This window comes from Bradyrhizobium sp. USDA 3256, assembly GCF_054058275.1.
Window position 1 is genome coordinate 1,256,594 of record NZ_JBSSAE010000002.1, and the last position, 19,644, is coordinate 1,276,237.

Annotated in this window: 18 protein-coding genes and 3 pseudogenes; 11 read left to right on the forward strand and 10 right to left on the reverse strand. The window is 62.6% G+C overall.

Annotated features, from left to right (window positions below; translation table 11 throughout):
* Window positions 1–84: 84 nt before the first annotated feature.
* Window positions 85–329, reverse strand: a pseudogene (locus tag ACVWY5_RS07650) (SOS response-associated peptidase); the annotation flags it as partial.
* Window positions 330–518: 189 nt separating this feature from the next.
* Window positions 519–1,338 (reverse strand): annotated as a pseudogene (fdhD, locus tag ACVWY5_RS07655) (formate dehydrogenase accessory sulfurtransferase FdhD).
* 111 nt (window positions 1,339–1,449) lie between these two features.
* On the opposite strand from fdhD, the gene ACVWY5_RS07660 reads away from it, so the two are divergent.
* On the forward strand, window positions 1,450–3,774 hold the full coding sequence (locus ACVWY5_RS07660; RefSeq protein ID WP_028337862.1) for an FdhF/YdeP family oxidoreductase: 2,325 nt from the start codon (window positions 1,450–1,452) through the stop codon (window positions 3,772–3,774).
* An 11-nt stretch (window positions 3,775–3,785) separates the two neighbouring features.
* Window positions 3,786–3,938 (forward strand): hypothetical protein, encoded by a 153-nt coding sequence (locus ACVWY5_RS07665; protein ID WP_167350369.1) that lies wholly within the window; start codon window positions 3,786–3,788, stop codon window positions 3,936–3,938.
* 26 nt (window positions 3,939–3,964) lie between these two features.
* On the opposite strand, the gene ACVWY5_RS07670 is transcribed toward ACVWY5_RS07665, so the two are convergent.
* Genes ACVWY5_RS07670 through ACVWY5_RS07690 form a run of 5 tightly spaced genes read right to left on the reverse strand, consistent with a single transcriptional unit; the run spans window position 3,965 to window position 7,801 of the window.
* The gene (locus ACVWY5_RS07670; RefSeq protein ID WP_028337861.1) at window positions 3,965–4,246 is read right to left on the reverse strand and encodes a cytochrome C oxidase subunit IV family protein; all 282 of its coding nucleotides are present in this window, start codon (window positions 4,244–4,246) and stop codon (window positions 3,965–3,967) included.
* Window positions 4,243–4,887: a cytochrome c oxidase subunit 3 gene (locus ACVWY5_RS07675; protein WP_028337860.1), complete on the reverse strand. Its 645-nt coding sequence runs from the start codon at window positions 4,885–4,887 to the stop codon at window positions 4,243–4,245. Before ACVWY5_RS07675 ends, ACVWY5_RS07670 begins: the two co-directional genes overlap by 4 nt.
* Entirely contained in the window at window positions 4,880–6,487 is a 1,608-nt protein-coding gene (gene ctaD, locus ACVWY5_RS07680) for a cytochrome c oxidase subunit I (protein WP_038378062.1), read from the reverse strand. Before ctaD ends, ACVWY5_RS07675 begins: the two co-directional genes overlap by 8 nt.
* The gene (gene coxB / locus ACVWY5_RS07685) at window positions 6,484–7,425 is read right to left on the reverse strand and encodes a cytochrome c oxidase subunit II (RefSeq protein WP_050382868.1); all 942 of its coding nucleotides are present in this window, start codon (window positions 7,423–7,425) and stop codon (window positions 6,484–6,486) included. The genes ctaD and coxB overlap by 4 nt, the downstream gene beginning before the upstream one ends.
* 22 nt (window positions 7,426–7,447) lie before the next feature.
* Window positions 7,448–7,801 (reverse strand): hypothetical protein, encoded by a 354-nt coding sequence (locus ACVWY5_RS07690; protein ID WP_028337857.1) that lies wholly within the window; start codon window positions 7,799–7,801, stop codon window positions 7,448–7,450.
* Window positions 7,802–7,921: 120 nt separating this feature from the next.
* On the opposite strand from ACVWY5_RS07690, the gene ACVWY5_RS07695 reads away from it, so the two are divergent.
* From ACVWY5_RS07695 to ACVWY5_RS07725, 7 genes and pseudogenes are all read left to right on the forward strand, one after another.
* A complete protein-coding gene (locus ACVWY5_RS07695; RefSeq protein ID WP_028337856.1) occupies window positions 7,922–8,578 on the forward strand; it encodes a cytochrome c3 family protein in 657 nt (218 codons plus the stop codon).
* Window positions 8,575–8,721: pseudogene (locus tag ACVWY5_RS07700) on the forward strand (TAT-variant-translocated molybdopterin oxidoreductase); the annotation flags it as partial. The gene ACVWY5_RS07695 and the pseudogene ACVWY5_RS07700, both read left to right, overlap by 4 nt.
* A 15-nt stretch (window positions 8,722–8,736) precedes the next feature.
* Entirely contained in the window at window positions 8,737–11,460 is a 2,724-nt protein-coding gene (locus ACVWY5_RS07705; RefSeq protein ID WP_051376400.1) for a 4Fe-4S dicluster domain-containing protein, read from the forward strand.
* The gene (gene nrfD, locus ACVWY5_RS07710; protein WP_028337855.1) at window positions 11,457–12,812 is read left to right on the forward strand and encodes an NrfD/PsrC family molybdoenzyme membrane anchor subunit; all 1,356 of its coding nucleotides are present in this window, start codon (window positions 11,457–11,459) and stop codon (window positions 12,810–12,812) included. The genes ACVWY5_RS07705 and nrfD overlap by 4 nt, the downstream gene beginning before the upstream one ends.
* Entirely contained in the window at window positions 12,805–13,335 is a 531-nt protein-coding gene (locus ACVWY5_RS07715) for a DUF3341 domain-containing protein (protein ID WP_028337854.1), read from the forward strand. The genes nrfD and ACVWY5_RS07715 overlap by 8 nt, the downstream gene beginning before the upstream one ends.
* Window positions 13,332–13,859 (forward strand): c-type cytochrome, encoded by a 528-nt coding sequence (locus ACVWY5_RS07720; protein ID WP_028337853.1) that lies wholly within the window; start codon window positions 13,332–13,334, stop codon window positions 13,857–13,859. Before ACVWY5_RS07715 ends, ACVWY5_RS07720 begins: the two co-directional genes overlap by 4 nt.
* Window positions 13,856–14,944 carry a hypothetical protein gene (locus ACVWY5_RS07725; protein WP_028337852.1) on the forward strand — a complete coding sequence of 363 codons (1,089 nt, stop codon included), beginning with the start codon at window positions 13,856–13,858 and terminating at the stop codon, window positions 14,942–14,944. The genes ACVWY5_RS07720 and ACVWY5_RS07725 overlap by 4 nt, the downstream gene beginning before the upstream one ends.
* On the opposite strand, the gene ACVWY5_RS07730 is transcribed toward ACVWY5_RS07725, so the two are convergent.
* Window positions 14,898–15,674 (reverse strand): SCO family protein, encoded by a 777-nt coding sequence (locus ACVWY5_RS07730; RefSeq protein WP_063616671.1) that lies wholly within the window; start codon window positions 15,672–15,674, stop codon window positions 14,898–14,900. The genes ACVWY5_RS07725 and ACVWY5_RS07730 overlap by 47 nt on opposite strands.
* Window positions 15,675–15,698: 24 nt before the next feature.
* Window positions 15,699–17,489, reverse strand: a complete 1,791-nt coding sequence (locus ACVWY5_RS07735; RefSeq protein ID WP_028337850.1) for a thiamine pyrophosphate-requiring protein — start codon at window positions 17,487–17,489, stop codon at window positions 15,699–15,701.
* A gap of 213 nt (window positions 17,490–17,702) precedes the next feature.
* Between ACVWY5_RS07735 and ACVWY5_RS07740 the strand changes: the two genes are divergently transcribed.
* Window positions 17,703–17,930, forward strand: a complete 228-nt coding sequence (locus ACVWY5_RS07740; RefSeq protein ID WP_038378059.1) for a DUF6894 family protein — start codon at window positions 17,703–17,705, stop codon at window positions 17,928–17,930.
* Here the strand turns inward: ACVWY5_RS07740 and ACVWY5_RS07745 are convergent.
* Entirely contained in the window at window positions 17,927–18,619 is a 693-nt protein-coding gene (locus ACVWY5_RS07745) for a Crp/Fnr family transcriptional regulator (protein ID WP_321177171.1), read from the reverse strand. The genes ACVWY5_RS07740 and ACVWY5_RS07745 overlap by 4 nt on opposite strands.
* Window positions 18,620–19,351: 732 nt before the next feature.
* Between ACVWY5_RS07745 and ACVWY5_RS07750 the strand changes: the two genes are divergently transcribed.
* A complete protein-coding gene (locus ACVWY5_RS07750) occupies window positions 19,352–19,564 on the forward strand; it encodes a hypothetical protein (protein ID WP_028337848.1) in 213 nt (70 codons plus the stop codon).
* Window positions 19,565–19,644 lie beyond the last annotated feature (80 nt).

The following is a 19,644-nucleotide window of genomic DNA, read 5'->3' on the forward strand; positions in this document are numbered from 1 at the left end:
TATGGATGCGATGGAAATTTGACCGGCATAGTCACGCTCTCCGGTGATGACGTTATAACGCGCCAAACTAGCATAGGTTGCTAGCTAGGCGGCCGATCGATCCTCCTTGTCCGGTCCGTCGCCCAACGACCTTGAGCAGCTCGTCGGGCAAGGGACGCTGCAGCGCCTTGGCCTCGTCCCACGGCGCGCGCATCCAGACGTCGCGCTCTTCAGCGGTGGATCAGCGGCATCCCCTTCGGGTGAATCGGCGCCACGACGCTGTTCGGCTCGGTGGTCAGGAAGCCGTAGACCAAATGCGGGCCGGGCACCGGTTTGGCCTTGGTGCCGCGGTGGATTGCCAGTTATGAATGGGTGGGACGAGAAGTGGTGCATTCTCATTCTGCCATGTGCCTTTGAGTTCTTCCCAACCTGCCGGGCGCGGACGGGTTCGTTGGCCGGATGTCTGGCTGCCCGATCGTTGCTCGAGCTTCGCTTCAGGCGCGACGCTTTCCGTGACTGGGGACTTCGGTCATTATAGACTATCCGCGAACTGCATCCGGATGGCTGAAGATTTCGAATGCGCTTCCACGCGCAACAGGCAATTAAGGTAATTCCGCACGCCTCAGCCGCGCGGACCGCGAGCGCCGTCGGAGCCGACACCGCAACGAGCATGGGACAGCCGATCGCGGCAGCCTTTTGTACGAGCTCGATGGAGACGCGACTTGTCAGGACGATCGCGCCTTCGCCGGCGGAGATGTTGGTGGAGGCGAGCGTGCCAGCGAGCTTGTCCAACGCATTGTGGCGACCGACATCCTCGCGGACTGCGACCAGTTCTTGATTGGGATGGAAGAAGCCGGCCGCATGCGTGGCGCGGTTGAGCCTCTGGGCGTCCGACAATGCGAGCAGGGCGCTCTCGACTTGCTCAGCTCGAATAGTGATAGACCTCGTCAAGTGGGGCGCTGGACGCGTGGCGTCCGCGAGGCTTTCGATGCCACAAAGGCCGCAGCCGGTCGGACCGACCAAGCGCCGCTGGCGCCGTCTGAAACGCTGTTCGCTAGTGCCGGCAAGCCACATGCGCAGCTCGACGCCTGACGGCCCTGGAATGATGTCGAGGGACTTCAGGCCAGAGACATTGTCGATGATGCCTTGGGTCAGGCTGAAGCCCAGCGCAAGATCCTTGAGGTCGGCGGGAGTCGCCATGACCACGGCGGCCGTCGTGCCGTTGTATACCAACGCGACGGGACACTCCTCTGCGAGAGTTCGCTGCGCTTCCAAGCCATCTTGATCTCTCCGCAGCGTCTCGACGGTAGGGTCTGGCAGGTGATGAAGGCTGTCGTTGGAGATCGGCAATTTCCGCATGAGCGCTCCTTGCCAGCACGACGCCCGGGACACGCCAAGGTTCCTGTCGCGCGAGGAACCTCCGCTTCAAAGGTCGGTTTCTGTCGGTACTTGTCGAGCGCGAGATCAGCCATGAAGCAAAAAGTGACAGTGAAGCAATACGCCGGACCGGCTGGTAGTTGGGGGTCTGTGAAGGCCGTCGCGGGTATGCTGACCCAAGAGGAGGTCGCGATCCTCGGCAGCGAAATCCTGCTCAAACAGAACAAGTCCGACGGATACATGTGCGTCAGCTGCTCCTGGGCGAAGCCGGCAAAACCCCGTCCGTTTGAGTTCTGCGAAAACGGCGCCAAGGCCACCGCCTGGGAGGTGACGAACAAGACGGTCGAGGCCGGATTCTTTGCAAAGCACACGCTCTCGGACTTGCGCGGCTGGTCCGATCATGCACTCGAGGAGCAGGGGCGCCTGACCGCGCCGATGCGCTATGATGTGGCGTTGGACAAATATGTTCCGGTGAGCTGGTCGGAGGCATTCCAGGAGATCGGCCGAGAACTGAATGGGCTCGATCCGCGTTCCGTGGTGCTGTACACCTCCGGCCGCGCCTCACTCGAGGCAAGCTACATGTATCAGCTATTTGGCCGGATGTACGGCACCAACAATTTCCCCGACAGCTCGAACATGTGCCACGAGAGCACGTCGGTGGCATTGCCCCCAGTGATCGGCGTGCCGGTCGGGACTGTACGGCTGCCGGATTTCGAGCAGACAGACTGCATCCTGTTCTTTGGTCACAATACGACAACCAACGCCCCACGGATGCTGCATCCGTTGCAAGAAGCGGCGCAACGGGGCGTCCCGATCATCACCTTCAATCCGCTGCGGGAGCGTGGTCTGGAGCGCTTCACCAACCCGCAGGACCCGATCCAGATGGTGGCGGGCGGCACCCGGATCAGTTCGCAATACCATCAGGTGAGGTTTGGCGGTGATGCCGGAGCCATCATAGGGATCTGCAAGGCCGTGATCGAGGCGGACGACGAGGCGCGGTCGAAGGGTCACGAACGTATTGTCGACGTCGCGTTTATCGAACAGCATACACGCGGGTTCGACGCATTCGCGGATTTCTGCCGCGCGCAGTCGTGGATTGATCTGGAGCAGATGTCCGGGTTGCGCCAGGCAGCGATGTTCCAGGCGGCCAGCACCTACATGGCTGCGAACGCCGTCATCGCGAACTACGGCATGGGCGTGACCCAGCATCGGCACGGCGTCGAAACCGTGAAGATGATCGTCAACCTGCTGCTGTTGCGCGGCAATATCGGCAAGCCCGGCGCCGGGATCTCTCCGATCCGCGGCCATTCCAACGTCCAGGGCCAGCGCACCGTCGGCATTTCCGAGAAGACCAAGTTGGTCCCGCTCGACAAGCTGAAGGAGCTATACGCATTTGAGCCGCCGCGATGGGACGGCCTGACGACGGTGGACGCCTGCAAAGCAATCCTCAAGAAAGAGGTGCGCGGTTTCGTCGGCCTTGGTGGCAATTTTATCCGCTGCATTCCGGAACGATCGCTGATGGAGCCGGCCTGGAGCAGGCTTCGGCTATCGGTCCAGATCGCTACCAAGCTGAACCGAACGCATCTCGTCCCTGGAGACGTAACTTTTCTGCTGCCGTGTCTCGGCCGGATCGAGATAGACCAGCAGGCGAACGGCCCGCAAGCCGTTGCCATGGAGGATTCCACGGCCTGCATTCATGGCTCGAGAGGACAACGCAAGCCGGTAGCGGAACGGCTGTTGTCCGAACCGCGGATCATTGCCGAGATGGCGAAGGCGACGTTGCCGCCGAATCCCAAGCTCGACTGGGACGCCTGGGTCGACAATTACGCGTTGGTCCGCGACGCGATCGAGCGGACGTATCCGGATCAATTCAAGGATTTCAACAAGCGCATGTTTGAGCCAGGTGGCTTTCCGCGGCCACTCGGCGCTCGCGAGCGGAAATGGAAGACGCCGAATGGCAAAGCCAATTTCACGGTTCCGGAAGTCGCTTTCGACATGCCGCCGGCCGGGGACGGTGTCTTCGAACTCATGACGACCCGCGCCGATGGTCAGTTCAACACGACGATCTATAACGAGAACGACCGCTTCCGCGGAATCTACGGCAGCCGAGAGGTTTTGCTGATGAACGCCGACGATATGGCCGAATGGAGTCTCGCCCAGGGCGATCTGGTCACACTGGAGACGACGGCCGATGACGGTGTCGAACGTCGTCTCGGTGGACTTCAGGTCGTTCCCTACGACGTTCCCCGTGGTGGCATCGTTGGATATTATCCGGAGTGCAACGTCCTCGTTCCGCTCTGGCATTTCGCCGAGGGCAGCAAGGTCCCGGCGGCGAAGTCGGTACCGGTGCGCATCAGCCGCGATCCGGTGCCTGAATTGACCGACACCCATGAAGTCCCGATCACCACGGTCGAGTGAGAGGAGGCGACATGCCCAGGGAAAACGATCTCGAAGGACAGCAGGATCAGGGCGGCAAGCACGGTGGCCAGAGGGGAATGCCAAAGCCGGAGCCCAAGCCGAAGGGTGATCAGCCCGATCTGCTGAAGCGGCAGGGCTCGACGCATCCGCCAACACAGGCGTGAGGCCGGCAGGATCGCGGCTGGCTGCATCACGCCGGCGTGCGCGTCATGAAATCCATCAAGCCAAGCCACAGCAAGATGCCGAGCCAGAACAGCCCGGCGCCGGCGAAGATCAGGAGGCGTGCGCCGCGGTCCCGCAGCTCCATGAAGAATGCCGCGACGATGGTGGCCTTGATAGCGGCAATCACAATCGCCACCGCGGAATTGAAGGAGCCGAGCGGCAGATAGGCCAGGGTGACGGTCAGCGCGAGGAGTGCCAGCAGGGCAAGCCAGGAGCCAACGAGCGTAAGCGGTGGCCGCCAGTTCGTCATGTGCCGCTCCGTCCGGGCAGATAGATCAGGGCAAACAGGACGATCCAGACCACGTCGACAAAATGCCAATAGAGTGCGGCGGAATGCAAGGCAGCGCGCATGCGCGTGCTAGCGGAGCGGCGCAGCAGGACGGCAAGCGTCGCGAGAACAGCGATGCCGATCACCATGTGAACGGCGTGAATCGACGTCGCGACGAAGTAGAAGATGAAGAACAGCTCGACCCCATCGGCGAGCGGCGCAACGTAGCTGAAGTCCACGCCGGGAACGAGGTGCTCGTGATATTCGCCGGCATATTCGGCTGCCTTCAGGCCAAGGAACAGCAAGCCAAGCAGCATGGCGCTGACCAGCATGGCGATACAGGTCCGGCGCGCGTCGGCCTGCAGCGCATTGACCGCGCAAGCGACGAAGAAGCTGGAAGTCAGCAGGATCGCCGTATTCGCCGTGCCGATGACGATCCTGGTGTGGCGGCCGGCCTCCGCGAACGCGGCCGGATTGGCGTGCCGGTAAACGAAATAAGCAAACAGCAGCCCGCCGAACAGCAGCACTTCGGTTGCGAGAAACACCCACATGCCGATCTCGGCGGTTTCATCGCGATGCTGAACGGAGGCGTATTGCGGAGCGAAGGCGCGGCCCTTAGGCATTCTGCGGCTCCGCGGCAAAGTCGGGCCCATATTGGTAGGGCGCACGGGTCACGACGGGCTGTGACTCGAAATTGAACTCGGGCGGCGGGGACGGGGTCTGCCATTCCAGGCCCGGCGCATCCCATGGGTTGGCCGGCGCGCGCCTGCCAAAAAACAGAGAATAACCGAGATAGAACATCGGCAGCAGATAGGCCGCCGCCAAGATCGTCGCGCCGCCGGAGGACAGCACGTTCCACACCTGAAATTCCGGCGGATAGACGTGATACCGGCGTGGCATACCTTCGGCACCGAGCACGAATTGCGGGAAAAAGGTCAGATTGAAGCCGAAGAAGATCAGTACCGCCGCCGTCCGCGCCCAGTATTCGGAGTAGAGCCGTCCGGTGATCTTGGGCCACCAGTAATGCAGGCCGCCGAAGTAGGCCGTCACCATGCCGCCGACCATGATGTAGTGGAAGTGGGCCACCACAAAATAGGTGTCGGTCGCGTGTACGTCGAAGGCAAGGCAGGCCAGGAACAGCCCCGTCAGACCGCCGATCGTGAACAGGCCGAGGAAGGCGAGGGCGTAAAGCATCGGAGCGTCGAAGCGCAGCGATCCCTTGTGCAGGGTGGCGGTCCAGTTGAACACCTTGATCGCCGAAGGCACCGCCACGATGAAACTCATGAACGAAAACACGAGACTTGCGAGCAGCGACTGGCCGCTGACGAACATGTGGTGACCCCAGACCAGAAAGCCGACGGCCGCGATGGCGAGGCTGGCCCAGGCGACGAATTTGTAGCCGAACACCGGCTTGCGCGAGAAGCAGGAGATCAGTTCGTTGACCACCCCCATGCCGGGCAGGATCATGATGTAAACGGCCGGGTGCGAGTAGAACCAGAACAGATGCTGGAACAGCAAGGGATCGCCGCCGATCCTGGGATCGAAGATGCCGACGCCGAGGAAACGTTCGGTCGCCAGCAGGACCAGCGTGATGGCGAGCACCGGCGTCGCGAGCACCAGGATCACCGACGTCGCGTAGAGCGACCAGATGAACAGGGGGAGGCGATACCAGGTCAGGCCCGGCGCGCGCAGCCGGTGAACAGTGACGATGAAATTCAAGCCGGTGAGGATCGAGGAGAAGCCGGCGATGAAGATACCGGTCACCGCGACGATGACGTAGCTGTTGGAATAGAGCGTCGAGAACGGGGTATAGAACGTCCAACCCGTGTCGATGCCGCCGGCAAGGATTGCGAACAGCGTCACGCTTCCGCCGGCGATGAACAGGTACCAGCTCATCAGGTTGAGGCGCGGGAAGGCGAGATCGCGGGCGCCAATCATCAGCGGCACGATGAAGTTGCCGAGCGTGTTCGGGATCGAGGGAATCAGGAAAAACCACACCATGATGACGCCGTGCATGGTGAAGAGCCGATTGTAGGTATCGGACGAGACGAGATCGGCCTGCGGCGTAGCGAGCTCGATCCGGATCGCGGTGGCGGCCGCGCCGCCGATGAAGAAGAAGCCGATCAGGGTCGCGAAATACAGGATCGCGATGCGCTTGTGGTCGGTGGTGAAGAACCAGGAGCGCAGGGTGTAGGCGGAGTTGAGATAGTCGGGCTCGGTCATGGTGCACGATCCGCAAGCGATTTGATGTAGGTGACGAGCCGCAACAACTGGTCCTCGCTGACCTTGCCTTCGAAGGACGGCATCACCGGCTGATATCCGGCGGCAACCTGGCTGCGCGGCAGCAGGATCGAATCCCGGATGTACTTGTCGTCGGCGGTTACCGTGGAACCATCCGAGAGCGGCACGGGCTTGCCGTAAAGTCCCTCCAGCAGCGGTGCGTGCACGCTGCTGTTGGCGGCGTGGCAGCCGCTGCAGCCGAGCTCGCGAAACAGCGCGCCGCCTTCACGAGCCAGCGAGTTGGCGGGTCCCTGGTCGTTCAGCCATTTGGCATAGTCCGCCGGCTCCATCGCCACGATCTCGCCGATCATGCCGGAATGGTCGGTGCCGCAATATTCGGCGCAAAACAGGTGATAGTGACCCGCCGTGACCGCTTCGACCTCGAGGCTCTGGTAGCGGCCGGGCACCACGTCGTGCTTGAGACGAAGCGCCGGGATGAAGAAGCTGTGAATGACGTCCTGGGATGCCATCACCAGCCGGACCGGGCGATTGACCGGCATATGCAGGCTGTTGATCTCGGATTGTCCGCCGGGGTGCTGCACTTTCCACATCCATTGCTTGGCGACGACAAAGACCGACAGCTCTCCTTGCGGTTTCTGGTAAATCTCGAGGTACACGCTGGAGCCCCAGACAAACAGCAGGAGGAAAATCACCAACGACGCCGACGTCCAACCGACCTCCCAGTGCCAGCTTTTCTTGACCCGATGTCCGCGATCGGTCGGGTTGCCAGCCCGGTAACGCACGCAGAACACGATGAGCAGGAAGAACAGCAGGCCGAGCACCAGGGCGCTCGCCAGGAGCAATCCTGCAAACAACAGATCGACGTCGCCGCCATAGGGTGAGACCCCGGGCCTCCAGAACGGGATCCATTGGCGCCACATCGTGCTCAGCCGCCCGTGCCGGTCATCGGGACGGCCATCCGGGCAGGCCGGTTTCCAGCAGCCGCTCCATCGCACGCCTAACGGGAATCCGGACCACGCCGCGGCCGGGATCGATCCAACCATAGCTGTCCGCAAATTGGCGATCGGCTTCCCGATGCCGGCGCAGTTCGGCCGCCGGATCGAGCGCAAGCGGCGGCGCCTCGGCACTGAGCGCAGGGCGCGTCACGGGGTTTCCACGATCGATCGACCGCGAGAAGGCGAAAGGCATGAGAAGCGGTGTCGCCACGACGAACAGTCCGAGGCCAAGCGCCAGCCAACACACGAGGACGGGATCGACATCGGACCGCTCGTAGTTGGTATCGGGGCTGTCAGTCATTGGGGGACCCGAAAGGCACGGAGACCAATGCCAAGCATGGGCGCATGTTCCAATCCAGGAACGATCCTGTTTGGCCCGCATTGGGATCTGACGTGCTCATGACGATGATCCGGCGACCGGATGACACAGATATTCTCTCCTGCCGCGGATACATGGCTGCGCCTGTCCATGGTAGCCGGTCTGGCCGTTCTGGGCGGTGGTCTGGTCGGCGTGATCGGATTTGCGCACTCGGCCTTTGAGACGTCGACCGACGTCCGCCCGCACCAGCCGGTTCCGTTCAGCCACAAGCACCATGCGGGCGAACTCGGGATCGACTGCCGCTATTGCCACACGGGCGTCGAAACGAGCCCGCAGGCAGGGCTGCCGCCGACTGCGACCTGCATGACCTGTCATTCGCAAATCTGGACCAATGCCGCGATGCTTGAACCGGTCAGAAAAAGCCTCGCCGACAACAAGCCGATCACCTGGACCCGCGTGGCGAAGCTGCCCGACTACGTCTTCTTCCGCCACGACATTCACATCGCAAAGGGCGTGGGTTGCGAGAGCTGTCACGGGCGCATCGACACCATGCCGCTGACCTATCGCGCCAAAGCGTTGACCATGGAGTTCTGTCTCGATTGCCATCGCGATCCCGCGCCGCATCTGCGTCCAAAAGATCATATTGCCGACATGACGTGGCAGGCCGGCCGCGATGCACGCAAGCAGGGCGAGGCGATCGCTGCGCACGAAGGCATCCGCTTCGGGCAGCTCACCCATTGCTACGTCTGTCATCGATGAGGCGCCCCGCGACAAAGCCGGACCATCCACGTGGCCCCGTCCTCTGGTCGAGCCTCGAGGAGTTGTCGGGCGATCCCGCGTTTGAAGCGTGGGTTGATGCAGAGTATCCGGTCGCCGCAACCTTTGGCCCGACGGCGCGGCGGACGTTTCTGAAGCTAATGGGCGCATCCTTTGCGCTTGCCGGACTAGCAGGATGCGAGAAGAGCCCGTTCGTCGCGGCGTTGCCCTATGTCGAACAACCGCAGGGTACGGACGTCGGCATTCCAAAATACTATGCGACCGCGGTGACGCTGGATGGCTATGCTCAGCCGGTCATTGCGACGACCTATTCCGGCCGGCCAACCAAGCTGGACGGCAATCCGGATCATCCGGCGACACAGGGCCGCAGCGACGTATTCATGCAGGCCGCCGTGCTCGAGCTCTACGATCCCGACCGCGCGCAAGCACCTAACCGTCGCGGCGAGCCGGTGACGTGGAGCGACGTGCAGCATCACATCGGCCTGTTGCGCCAGCAGTGGACGCAAAGCCAGGGCGAGGGGGTCGCATTGTTGCTGGGTCATTCGACTTCGCCGACGCTCATTCGCCAGATTGAAGCTCTGGTTCGCGAGTTTCCCAAGGCCCAGATCTATGAGCACGCCGCGGTTGGCGGCGGACGAGGGCTCGATTCGACGAGAGCGGCCTATGGTCAGCCGCTGCAACTTCGCCCACAATTCGAGAACTGCGACGTCGTCGTCAGTCTCGATGACGATTTCTTGGGAGCGGGGCCTCACCAGGTCGCCAACGCGCGCGCCTGGTCGGCGGCGCGACATCGCACCGCCGACCAGCCTGGCCTTGCGCTGTACATGGCGGAGGCCGTGCCGTCCACGACAGGAGCGATGGCCGAGGCGAGGGTGGCGGTCGATGCCTCGCGCACCTGGCTCGTCGCCCAAGGACTCGCCAATTCATGTGACGTCGCCGGCGCCGCAAAGCCTGATCTTTCGGCGAAGGAGCAACGATGGCTCGATCGCGCGGTCCATGCGTGCCGGTCGGCGCGAGGCCGAGCGCTCGTGACCTGCAGCCGCTTCGGCGACGACGCGACAGCGTCCTGGGTGGCGCGAACGAACGAGGCGCTCGGCGCGACTGCGCTGCTCGGCGCTGCGGCGCCTGTCCCCAATGTCGCGAACGCCAAGAGATTGAGCGATTTGGTCAGCGACATCGGCCGCGGCGCTGTGCAAACGCTCATCATCATTGACGCCAACCCGGCCTATACTGCGCCGGCATGGTTGGCTTTCAGGGACGCTGTTGCGAAGGTCAGGTCCTCGGTCCATGTCGGCATCCATCGGGACGAGACAGGGGCGCTTTGCGAATGGCATCTGCCATTGACGCATACGCTGGAGAGTTGGAGCGACGCGCGCTCGATCGATGGAACGGCCACTATCATCCAGCCCACGATTGCACCCTTCTACGATGTCCGCACCGTTCATCAGGTCATGGCGCTGCTGCTGGGGCAATTGGACCCGTTGCCGGCAGCGCCGGTTCGGGACACGTGGCGCGCGGCACTTGGCAACGATTTCGAGACGAAGTGGACGCGTTGCCTGCACGACGGCTATGTCCCGGAGCAGAGGGCGGCCCCACCGAACATCCACGCGGCGGCAACCGCCGTAGTCCCGCCGCCGCCAGATGACGGACTGGATATTGTCTTCCGGCCCGATCCGACGATCTGGGACGGCAGTTTCGCCAACAATGCCTGGCTGCAGGAGTTGCCGAAGCCGCTGACTACGCTGACCTGGGGCAACGTGATTTCAATCGGCCCGGCGCTGGCCATGCGAAAGGATCTGACCAATGGCGATCACGTCAGGATTAGGGTCCGGGATCGATCGATCAGCGGACCTGTGTGGGTCCTGCCAGGCCAGGCCCCGAACACGGTCGCGCTCACGCTCGGCTACGGCCGGAGCAAAGCGGGTCGGGTTGGCGATGGTCTCGGCTACAATGCCTATCACGTCCAACCGATCGACCAGCCCTGGCAGACCAAGGGCAGCCTGCACAAGCTGGGAACCCGCGAGACGCTGGCCGTCACGCAACTGCATCACCGCATGGAGGGCGTTGACTTCGTCCGTGAAGTCAACGCAGCCGACACCGATCATCCCAAGCACGAGACGACGCAACCGAGCCTCTATCCGCCGAAGCCTTCGGCGCAAAACGCCTGGGGCATGGTGATCGACCTCGATGCCTGCATCGGATGCAATGCGTGTGTGGCCGCCTGTACGGCCGAGAACAATGTGCCAGTCGTCGGCAGCGAGCAGGTCAAGGTCGGCCGCGAAATGCAATGGCTGCGGATTGCGCGCTATTATACCGGCGACGTCGAGGAGCCGCGCAGTTTCTTCCAGCCGGTGCCCTGCATGCACTGCGAGCAGGCCCCCTGCGAGATGGGCTGTCCGGTCCATGCCACGACGCACAGTCCGGAGGGCGTCAACCAGATGGTCTACAACCGCTGCATCGGCACCCGGACTTGCTCGAGCTACTGCCCCTACAAGGTGCGCCGCTTCAACTTCTTCGACTATCGCCCCGCGTCCGATGCGCCGGAACATGCGGCACACAATCCGGACGTCACGGTGCGCTCGCGCGGCGTGATGGAGAAGTGCACCTACTGCACGCAGCGGATCGAGGCTGCGCATGTCGCGGCCGACAAGGAGAACCGGCCGATCCGCGACGGCGAAGTGGTGACCGCCTGCCAGAGCGCGTGTCCGACCAAGGCGATCGTGTTCGGCGACATCAGGAATCCCGACTCCGAGGTGTCGCGCCTGCGCGGTGACGGACGGCATTACGTGTTGCTGGAAGAGCAGGGGACACGACCGCGCACGACCTATCTGGCACGCTGGAAACCCCCGGAAGGCCAGGGATGACCGATCGCACCGCCGATATCCTGCCGCAAGACCAGAGCCTCGGGCGGGTCAGCGATCAGCTCACCGGCATTCCCCTGCATTTCCCGGCGCGCCGGCGCTGGTGGATTGCGATGATCATCGCATCGGCGCTGCTGCTCCTCCTTGTGATCTCCACAACCGCGCTGTTCACCCGCGGTGTCGGCATCTGGGGTATCAATATTCCCGTCAACTGGGCATTCGCGATTCACAATTACGTCTGGTGGCTGGGCATCGGTCACGCCGGAACGTTGATCTCGGCGTTGCTGCTCCTGACTGGCAGCGAATGGCGCAATTCGCTCAATCGTTTTGCCGAGACCATGACGCTGTTCGCGGTGATCTGCGCCGGCATCTATCCGGTGCTGCATCTCGGCCGTCCCTGGTATCTGTACTGGATGTTTCCCTACCCCGCGACGATGGGGATATGGCCGCAGTTTCGCAGCCCGCTGGAATGGGACATCTGGGCGGTCTTGACCTATCTGACCGTATCGCTGGCGTTCTGGTACACTGGCCTCATTCCAGACTTCGCGGCCGCGCGCGACCGGTCGAGGAAGCGCGGCTGGCAGATTTTCTTCGGCATCACGTCGCTCGGCTGGCGCGGCTCGGCCGCGCATTGGCAGCGCTGGCAGCAAGCCTATCGCGTCACCGCGGGGCTTGCGGTGCCACTGGTCGTCTCGGTGCATAGCGAGGTGTCGCTCCTGTTCGCCGCCGGCCAGATTCCCGGCTGGCATTCGACGATCTTTCCGCCATACTTCGTGCTCGGCGCGGCCTTCTCGGGTTTTGCGGTGGTCGCAATCATCGCGATCGCGCTGCGGTCCCTTTTCGCTCTCGGCAATCTGGTCACCGATGACCATCTCGACGTGCTCGGCAAGGTGCTGCTCGCGTGCGGCCTGATGACTGGCTACGGTTACCTCTTCGAAGTTTTCGACGCGCTCTACTCCGGCGGAGCGCACGAGATGCGGACGCTGTCGGACCGGCTCACCGGCGCCTATGCCTGGACTTATTGGGGCGCGATCGCCTTCAATTTCGTTCCGCTGCAGGGGCTGTGGTGGCGTTCGGTGCGGCGCAGCGGCTGGATGCTTCTGTCGATCTCTATCTCGGTCGCGATCGGAATGTGGCTCGAGCGCTACATGATCCTCGTCACCAGCCTCTACCGCGACTTCCTGGTCTCGTCATGGGGCGCGTTCACTCCGACCTTCTGGGACTGGTCGACTTATCTTGGAACGATCGGCCTGTTCCTGGTGCCGTTCCTGCTTGCGATCCGCTTCATTCCGATGATTTCGATCTTTGAGACCGAGGAGCTGTTGCACAAGGAGCAGGAGAGGCCTCATGGCTGAGCACCCCTTCGGCCTGCTCGGCGAGTTCGCTACCCCGGAGGCGCTGCTCGCGGCCGCGCGCAAGGCCCGCGAGGTGGGCTATCGCAACCTCGACGCGTTCACGCCGTTTCCGGTTGAGGGGCTGGCGAAGGTACTCCGTCTGCCAACGCCCCGGATTTCCATCGTTGGTCTCGCTGGTGGTCTCGCGGGCGCCGCCATCGCGCTGCTGATGCAACTCTATGTGAATTACGACTATCCGCTCGATGTCGGAGGGCGGCCACTCTACGCACTCTCGGCTTTCGCCGTAGTGGTGTTCGAACTGACGATCCTGGTGTCGGCACTCGCGATGATCATCGCCATGCTCTGGCAAAACGGCCTGCCGCGGCTCAATCATCCGATCTTCAGCGCCCGTCATATCGCCCGGGCCAGCAAGGACCGGTTCTTTCTGTGCGTGTTGGCCGAGGACGCAGCGTTCGATTCCGAAAAGACGGCTGCTTTCCTGCAGAGCGCTGGGGCGCTGTCAGTGGAGCTCGTGTCGTCATGAAGGGCGCATGGCTTCTTGCGTCGGCCTTGCTGCTCGCCGGGTGCGACCAGAACATGGACGCACAGCCTCGTTACAGTGAGTACGGCCGCGCGCCGCTGTTTCGCGGCAGCGCATTGCGCAACCCGCCAGCGGGCGCGGTCGACCGCGACGCGCTGGCGGAACAGGCCGCTGTGCGGGCCAAGCCGCCATTGACAGCGGCGCTCCTGGAGCGGGGCCATCAGCGCTTCGACATCTTCTGCTTGCCGTGCCACGGCGCCAATGGGGACGGCAACGGCATCATCGTCGAGCGCGGCATGCCGCGTCCGACCAGTTACCATGCCGAGCGGCTGCGGAACGCCGAAGACCAGCATCTCTTCGACGTTATCAGCAACGGCTACGGCGCGATGTATTCCTATGGCGCGCGCGTGCCGCCGCGGGATCGCTGGGCGATCGTCGCCTATATTCGCGCGCTGCAGCTCAGCCGTCATGCGTCGATCGACGATGTGCCGGCCGACCAGCGCGGCAAGCTTGTGGAACCACCATGATCGGACGCGGCCTGCGCGATCGCCGTTTGATGATTGCCGTCGTCGGCACGGCCGGAATGCTGGTTGCTGGTGCGTTCGCAGACCATCGTTCGACCGCCGCGGCCTATCTCGTTGCCTGGATCGCGGTCAGTGCGGTTCCGATCGGGACGCTCGGCGTGCTCATGACGAGTTATCTGGTGCGGCGGGCGTGGACGGAGGAATTGCAGCCGGCAATGACGGCGATCTGCGCCACCCTTCCTATTTTCGGCGTGCTCTTCCTGCCGGTCCTGCTCGACCTCGCTACGCTCTATCCTGCGGCCGGACCTCACGCGGCGCTACCGGCCTTCAAGACGGTCTATCTCGCTCCGTGGTTCGTGGCGGCCAGAACGGGGGTCTATTTCATCGTCTGGACCTGGCTTGCCCTGAAGTTGCAGGCGGCCTGGCCGGACCCGGATCGCATGGCGAAGACGGCGTCCGGTGGACTGATCGTCTACGCGATCTCCGTGTCGTTCGCCGGTGTGGACTGGATGGAAGCGCTGGAGCCGCAGTTCCATTCATCGATTTTTGGCCTGCTGTATCTCGGTATGGTGCTACTGGACGGCGTCGCCGGCGCCATCGGCCTTGGACTTCTCCTGTGCGGCATAAGGCGAGTCGGCGGCTACAGCGCGCTGCTGTTGTCGACGATCCTGCTCTGGGCCTATCTCCATGCCATGCAGTACATCGTCATCTGGTCGGGCAACATTCCGGACGAGGTGACCTGGTACATCGATCGCTCGTCGGAGGGCTGGCAGTTCGCCTTGGCCCTTCTGGCCATCGGTCAGCTCGTGGTTCCGTTCTTTGCGCTGGTGAACCGTCGCGTCCGCGCCGATCGCCGTTGGCTACTCGGACTATGCGCCCTCACGCTCGCGATGCGGATTTGCGAGGCTTCGGTGCTGGCATTCCCGGCCATTGATGGTCTCCATGGTTGGCTCACCAGCATCATGCTGGTGGCCGGTCTGGCCTTGCTTATGGGGCTGTTGGCCTGGGGCGTAGCGTTCCGCCTGCGCCACGGCAGATGGCTCAACTTCGCGCCCCCTCGCGTTCGCGCCGAAGCAGAGCGACGATGAGCAGGCAGAGCAAGACCAAGGTCGCAAGACCGGTCGCCTTGAGCAGGCGACCGACCGCGAGCGTGTAGAGACCGCTCGCGGGATCAAATCCGTAGCACATCAGCCTGACATGATCGGTCCATCCGCCGATGCGGCCTTGACCGGCTTCGACCAACGCGAGGCGCAGATTGGCGGGATCGAGCCCGAGACCGGGCAGGGCGCGCGCAATGCGACCGTCGGCCGTCACGACAAAGGCGACCGCGGGATGCGCGTAGCGGCTGTGGTCGCGGTCGTAGACCGCTTCAAATCCGAATGCTCTCGTCAGTGCCGCGATATCGCTGGCATCGCCGCGCAGGACGTGGGTGGCGTCGCCCAGCGCGTCGAGGCCGACTTGCGCCTGCTTCATCTCCTTCGCGTTCTCCGCGGTATCCTGCGGGTCGAAGCTCACGACGTTCAGATCGAAGTCCTGATCGGGACGCAGGCCGGACTGCCGGAGCGCATCCGAGACGGTGCTGACCACCGGGCCGCACAACGTATCGCAGGTGAAATCTGCGAGGACCCACACGCTTGGCCCGCCGGTGAGCCATTGCCGGATCGGCCGTGCGACGCCGTTTTCGTCCCGCAGGCGGACGCTCAGCGGTAGCACGGCGCCGGGCCGGGGTGATGCCTCGACCCCGGCGAGATCGGACCTGGTCAACTCGGCGCGCGCCGGCGCCAGTGCTGCGCAGACCAAACAGACGGCAAGCATCATCTGGCGATGCATCGCTTCTGGCCTTCATTTCTCCTTGCCGGGCAATACGGTCTCGAGCAGCTGACGCGCTGCGCCGCGGATGACGCCGACTTCGTTCGGGTCGCCCTTGGCAAGCGCGATCGAGAAGTTCTTGGCTTGCTCGAGCGTGATATGCGGCGGTAGCGGGGGCACTTCCGGATCGGTCTTGACTTCCAGCACCACCGGAATGTCGCTCGCGAGCGCCTGCTCCCAAGCCGAGCCGAGCTGTGCGGGGTCGTCGACATAAATCCCCCGCAGCCCGATCAGGTCGGCGAAACGCGAATAAGACACGTTGGGGATGCGTTGCGATGCCTCGAACTTGGGATCGGCATTGATGATGCGCTGTTCCCATGTCACCTGGTTGAGATCTTCATTGTTGAAGACGCAGACGATCCAGCGATGATCGCTCCAGTCGCGCCAGTATTTGGCGACCGTGATAAGCTCGGCCATGTTGTTCATCTGCATGGCGCCGTCGCCAACCAGCGCAATGACGGGACGATCGGGCGCTGCATACTTCGCGGCGATTGCGTAGGGAACGGCCGCGCCCATCGATGCCAAGCCGCCCGACAGCGAGGCGTTGAGGCCGGGACGCATCTTCAGATCACGGGCAAACCAGTTGGCGCAGGAGCCGGAATCGCTGGTGATGATCGCGCGATCGGGAATGCGCGGCGACAGCTCCCATGTCACGCGCTGAGGATTGACCGGCTTGGCCGGCTGGTGCGCGCGATCCTGCAATGTCTTCCACCAGGTCCGGACATTGTCCTCGATCGTCTTTCGCCAGCTGCCGTCGCTCTTCTGCTTCAGGCGCGGAAGCAGCGCGCGCAGCGTCTCCGCGGCGTCGCCCACGAGGCCAATCTCCATCGGAAAGCGGATCGAGAGCATGCTGGCGTCGATGTCGATCTGGACGCCGCGGGCCTGGCCCTCCTCGGGCAGGAACTCGGAATAGGGAAACGCCGAGCCGATCATCAAGAGCGTGTCGCACTCCATCATCAGGTCGTAGCTCGGCTCGGTGCCGAGCAAGCCGATCGAGCCCGTCACCCATGGCAGGTCGTCGGGCACCACGGCCTTACCGAGCAACGCCTTGGCGCATCCGGCCGAGAGCCGGTCGGCGACGGAGGAGACCTCGTTGGTCGCGCCCAGCGCGCCGGCGCCGACGAGCATGGCGACCTTCTTGCCGGCGTTGAGAATGTCGGCGGCGCGATCGAGCTCGGCCTCCGCCGGAATGATCCTTGGAGGAGTGTATCCGACGCCGGACCGCAGCGTGCCGTGCGCGCGCGGCGGATCCTCGTAATCCTCTTCCTGCAGATCATTCGGCAGGATCAGCGCGGTCACGGTGCGCCGGGCGAGCGCAATGCGCGCGGCACGGTCGATCAGATGGCGGACCTGAGCGGCCGAGGAGGCCTGCGCGACATACGCGCTGGCGACGTCCTTGAACATCGAGACCAAGTCGAGCTCCTGCTGATACTGACCGCCCAGCGCGTTCCGCGCCTGCTGGCCCACGATGGCGAGCACCGGCTGATGGTCGAGCAGGGCGTCATACAGACCGGTGATCAGGTGTGAGGCACCGGGGCCCGACGTCGCGATGCAGACGCCGAGGCGGCCGGAAAATTTGGCATACGCACACGCCATGAACGCCGCCATCTCCTCGTGGCGCGCTTGGATGAAATCGATCTTACTTTCGGCGCGATTGAGCCCGCCGAACACGCCATTGATGCCATCGCCGGGATAACCGAAGAGATGCCGCACGCCCCAATCCTGGAGGCGCTGCACTACGAAATCGCCAACGGTCTTGGACATCCTGCATATCCCGAAAGTTGAATGTGAGCGGTGAACGGCGGGGATTGGCAGCCGTTCCAAAGCGACCCGTTCCTCAAGTAGGAGGCGGTTGGCCGCCAGGATGCAAAAGCGAAAGGCGGCTAAGTAAACGTGAGTCTCCCTAAGGCAGCACGAGCGACCATTCGCAAGCGTCGCTCTTAAGGAACCATGACTTCCTTCGGACATTGAAGGACGATGAGTAGATACTATTTCCACATTACGAACGGCCACCCATTCGACGATCCCGCCGGGGAGGAATTGCAGGACGAGCAGGCCGCTTGGCAGCAGGCGCTCCTGACTGTTCGGGATATCGAGTCGAACCTCGGCCTCGACGCGTCAAACCGCTGGTCCCTTGTGGTCAAGCGGGAAGATATGCCGGTTTTTCAGATCGAGGTCACGGCCAAACGCCTCGGCTCAAGTTAGCTGGCGGGCTGCAAATGAAGGTAGGTCGGATCGAATCCGGCCAACTCCTCCAGCCTGCCGTGATCCAGGATACGGTATTGCGAGCGCTCGACCTGCATTATGTTGCTCTCACGCAGTTCTTGCAGCACGCGGTTGACGTGTACGGTGGAAAGTCCAAGGCAATCACCCAGGTCGGATTGCGTGATGGGGAAGGCAAAGCTGCCGTCGCTGGTCCGGCCAATGACCTTTAATCTCCTGTGCATTTCGGCGAAAAGATGTGCCATGCGTTCGACCGCTGATCTGCGGCCGACATTCACGATCCATTCCCTGAAGATCGAGGCGTCAATCAACGTTTCGCGCCATAAAGCTGCCGCAATGTTAGGCCGCTCCCTGCTCAAGCTTTTGGTCGCCTCGTGTGGAATGAAGCCTAGCGTGCAAGGCGTAAGCGTCGAGAAGTCATGATCCATGACGTTGAGGTGCAGGCTCTGCAAGTCGGGAATCTCGCCAGGAACGTGTAGCGATAGAACTTGCCGTTTTCCATCGGGTGTCACCTTCGCGCGGAAAGCAAAGCCCTCGGCGAGCAGGCAACTTTCCCTTGTCCGACTTCCGTCAGCAACAATGATCTTTTGGGCCGGCAGCTGTTGCTCGCGGATTGGAAGTCGCTCTATGGCTCGGATGTCCTGACTGTCTAGTCGATTTGAGACAGTCAACTTTGTGATCAACGTCGTCGGTAGAGTCGAGGGCATCCGCGTTCTTCATACTTAAGACATGGAACGGGCGAGGAGCTTGCTTTCTTCACAAGCTATCGAGGGAGAGCATCACAGCTCGCGACTACCGACGCCCGAAACCCTCTGCGCCGATGCCAAAGGCCAACGATTGTTAATCGAAATTGTTCCTCGTCATTGGCGAAGAGTGATCTCACCCGTTTAGCAACGTCCGAAAGTCGCTGTGGGGTGCAGGCTTCGTCCAACGGCGCGGTTCGCGGAAATCCGAGCGTCGAAGGGAATTTTGGGAAAGTAACTAAGGTTGTAGAATCTATCGTGCTCCGAGCCTACGTTTGATCCGTCACCGTGCGGCCCAAGGTATCTACCGGTGATGAGATCGCCCATCACAGCGCTCCCGCCCCACGCAAACAGGGATCAGCGCCATGAAGAGGCGGCGTCGTTTCAGACAGACAGAAACCCTACAAGAACGGCTTGCGAAGTTTGCGGCCGATATCCTTGATCAGGCTAATAAGCTGCCGGATGGTCAGGAGCGGGAAGATTTGCTTAAGCGGGCACGGAGGGCAGATACAGCCGCTCATATCGATGACTGGGCCTCATCGCCCGGCCTCCGACCGCCGGCGTAGGGCTTGGAGTTATCTCCTCCCTCCAAGTCCTGAGCGCCCCCCCGAGCGGGGCCTTCGCTTAGGAACGCTGTTTTCCCCAGCGCGTTTCAGAACCATGAGTGAGAGTGTACATATCCTTGTAGAAGACGCAGTTCAGATTGCTTGGGATTTTCTCGAAGCCTCCGGCGAGATCATTGACGGCTATGAGACCAGTCGATTTCTCGTGAATGCTGTTGGTCGCATGGCCCTTGCTGGTGAGCGGCGTAAGATCATGCTGGCCAACCGCGCCATCGATGCTTATCGGAATCGCACGCCTCAGGCTGCTTGATGAGCAGAGCGGAGGGGTATCGAAGGGCCCGATGTCGGTAAGGTTATCCGAGACTGAGAACGTGGAAGTACATCGCGGCA

What these genes read in the sequence shown, in the direction of transcription:
- ACVWY5_RS07660 (WP_028337862.1), top strand. Translation starts at nt 1,450, where the DNA reads ATGAAGCAAAAAGTGACAGTGAAGCAATACGCCGGACCGGCTGGTAGT.
- ACVWY5_RS07665 (WP_167350369.1), top strand. Translation starts at nt 3,786, where the DNA reads ATGCCCAGGGAAAACGATCTCGAAGGACAGCAGGATCAGGGCGGCAAG.
- ACVWY5_RS07670 (WP_028337861.1), bottom strand. Translation starts at nt 4,246, where the DNA reads ATGACGAACTGGCGGCCACCGCTTACGCTCGTTGGCTCCTGGCTTGCC.
- ACVWY5_RS07675 (WP_028337860.1), bottom strand. Translation starts at nt 4,887, where the DNA reads ATGCCTAAGGGCCGCGCCTTCGCTCCGCAATACGCCTCCGTTCAGCAT.
- ctaD (WP_038378062.1), bottom strand. Translation starts at nt 6,487, where the DNA reads ATGACCGAGCCCGACTATCTCAACTCCGCCTACACCCTGCGCTCCTGG.
- coxB (WP_050382868.1), bottom strand. Translation starts at nt 7,425, where the DNA reads ATGTGGCGCCAATGGATCCCGTTCTGGAGGCCCGGGGTCTCACCCTAT.
- ACVWY5_RS07690 (WP_028337857.1), bottom strand. Translation starts at nt 7,801, where the DNA reads ATGACTGACAGCCCCGATACCAACTACGAGCGGTCCGATGTCGATCCC.
- ACVWY5_RS07695 (WP_028337856.1), top strand. Translation starts at nt 7,922, where the DNA reads ATGACACAGATATTCTCTCCTGCCGCGGATACATGGCTGCGCCTGTCC.
- ACVWY5_RS07705 (WP_051376400.1), top strand. Translation starts at nt 8,737, where the DNA reads ATGGGCGCATCCTTTGCGCTTGCCGGACTAGCAGGATGCGAGAAGAGC.
- nrfD (WP_028337855.1), top strand. Translation starts at nt 11,457, where the DNA reads ATGACCGATCGCACCGCCGATATCCTGCCGCAAGACCAGAGCCTCGGG.
- ACVWY5_RS07715 (WP_028337854.1), top strand. Translation starts at nt 12,805, where the DNA reads ATGGCTGAGCACCCCTTCGGCCTGCTCGGCGAGTTCGCTACCCCGGAG.
- ACVWY5_RS07720 (WP_028337853.1), top strand. Translation starts at nt 13,332, where the DNA reads ATGAAGGGCGCATGGCTTCTTGCGTCGGCCTTGCTGCTCGCCGGGTGC.
- ACVWY5_RS07725 (WP_028337852.1), top strand. Translation starts at nt 13,856, where the DNA reads ATGATCGGACGCGGCCTGCGCGATCGCCGTTTGATGATTGCCGTCGTC.
- ACVWY5_RS07730 (WP_063616671.1), bottom strand. Translation starts at nt 15,674, where the DNA reads ATGATGCTTGCCGTCTGTTTGGTCTGCGCAGCACTGGCGCCGGCGCGC.
- ACVWY5_RS07735 (WP_028337850.1), bottom strand. Translation starts at nt 17,489, where the DNA reads ATGTCCAAGACCGTTGGCGATTTCGTAGTGCAGCGCCTCCAGGATTGG.
- ACVWY5_RS07740 (WP_038378059.1), top strand. Translation starts at nt 17,703, where the DNA reads ATGAGTAGATACTATTTCCACATTACGAACGGCCACCCATTCGACGAT.
- ACVWY5_RS07750 (WP_028337848.1), top strand. Translation starts at nt 19,352, where the DNA reads ATGAGTGAGAGTGTACATATCCTTGTAGAAGACGCAGTTCAGATTGCT.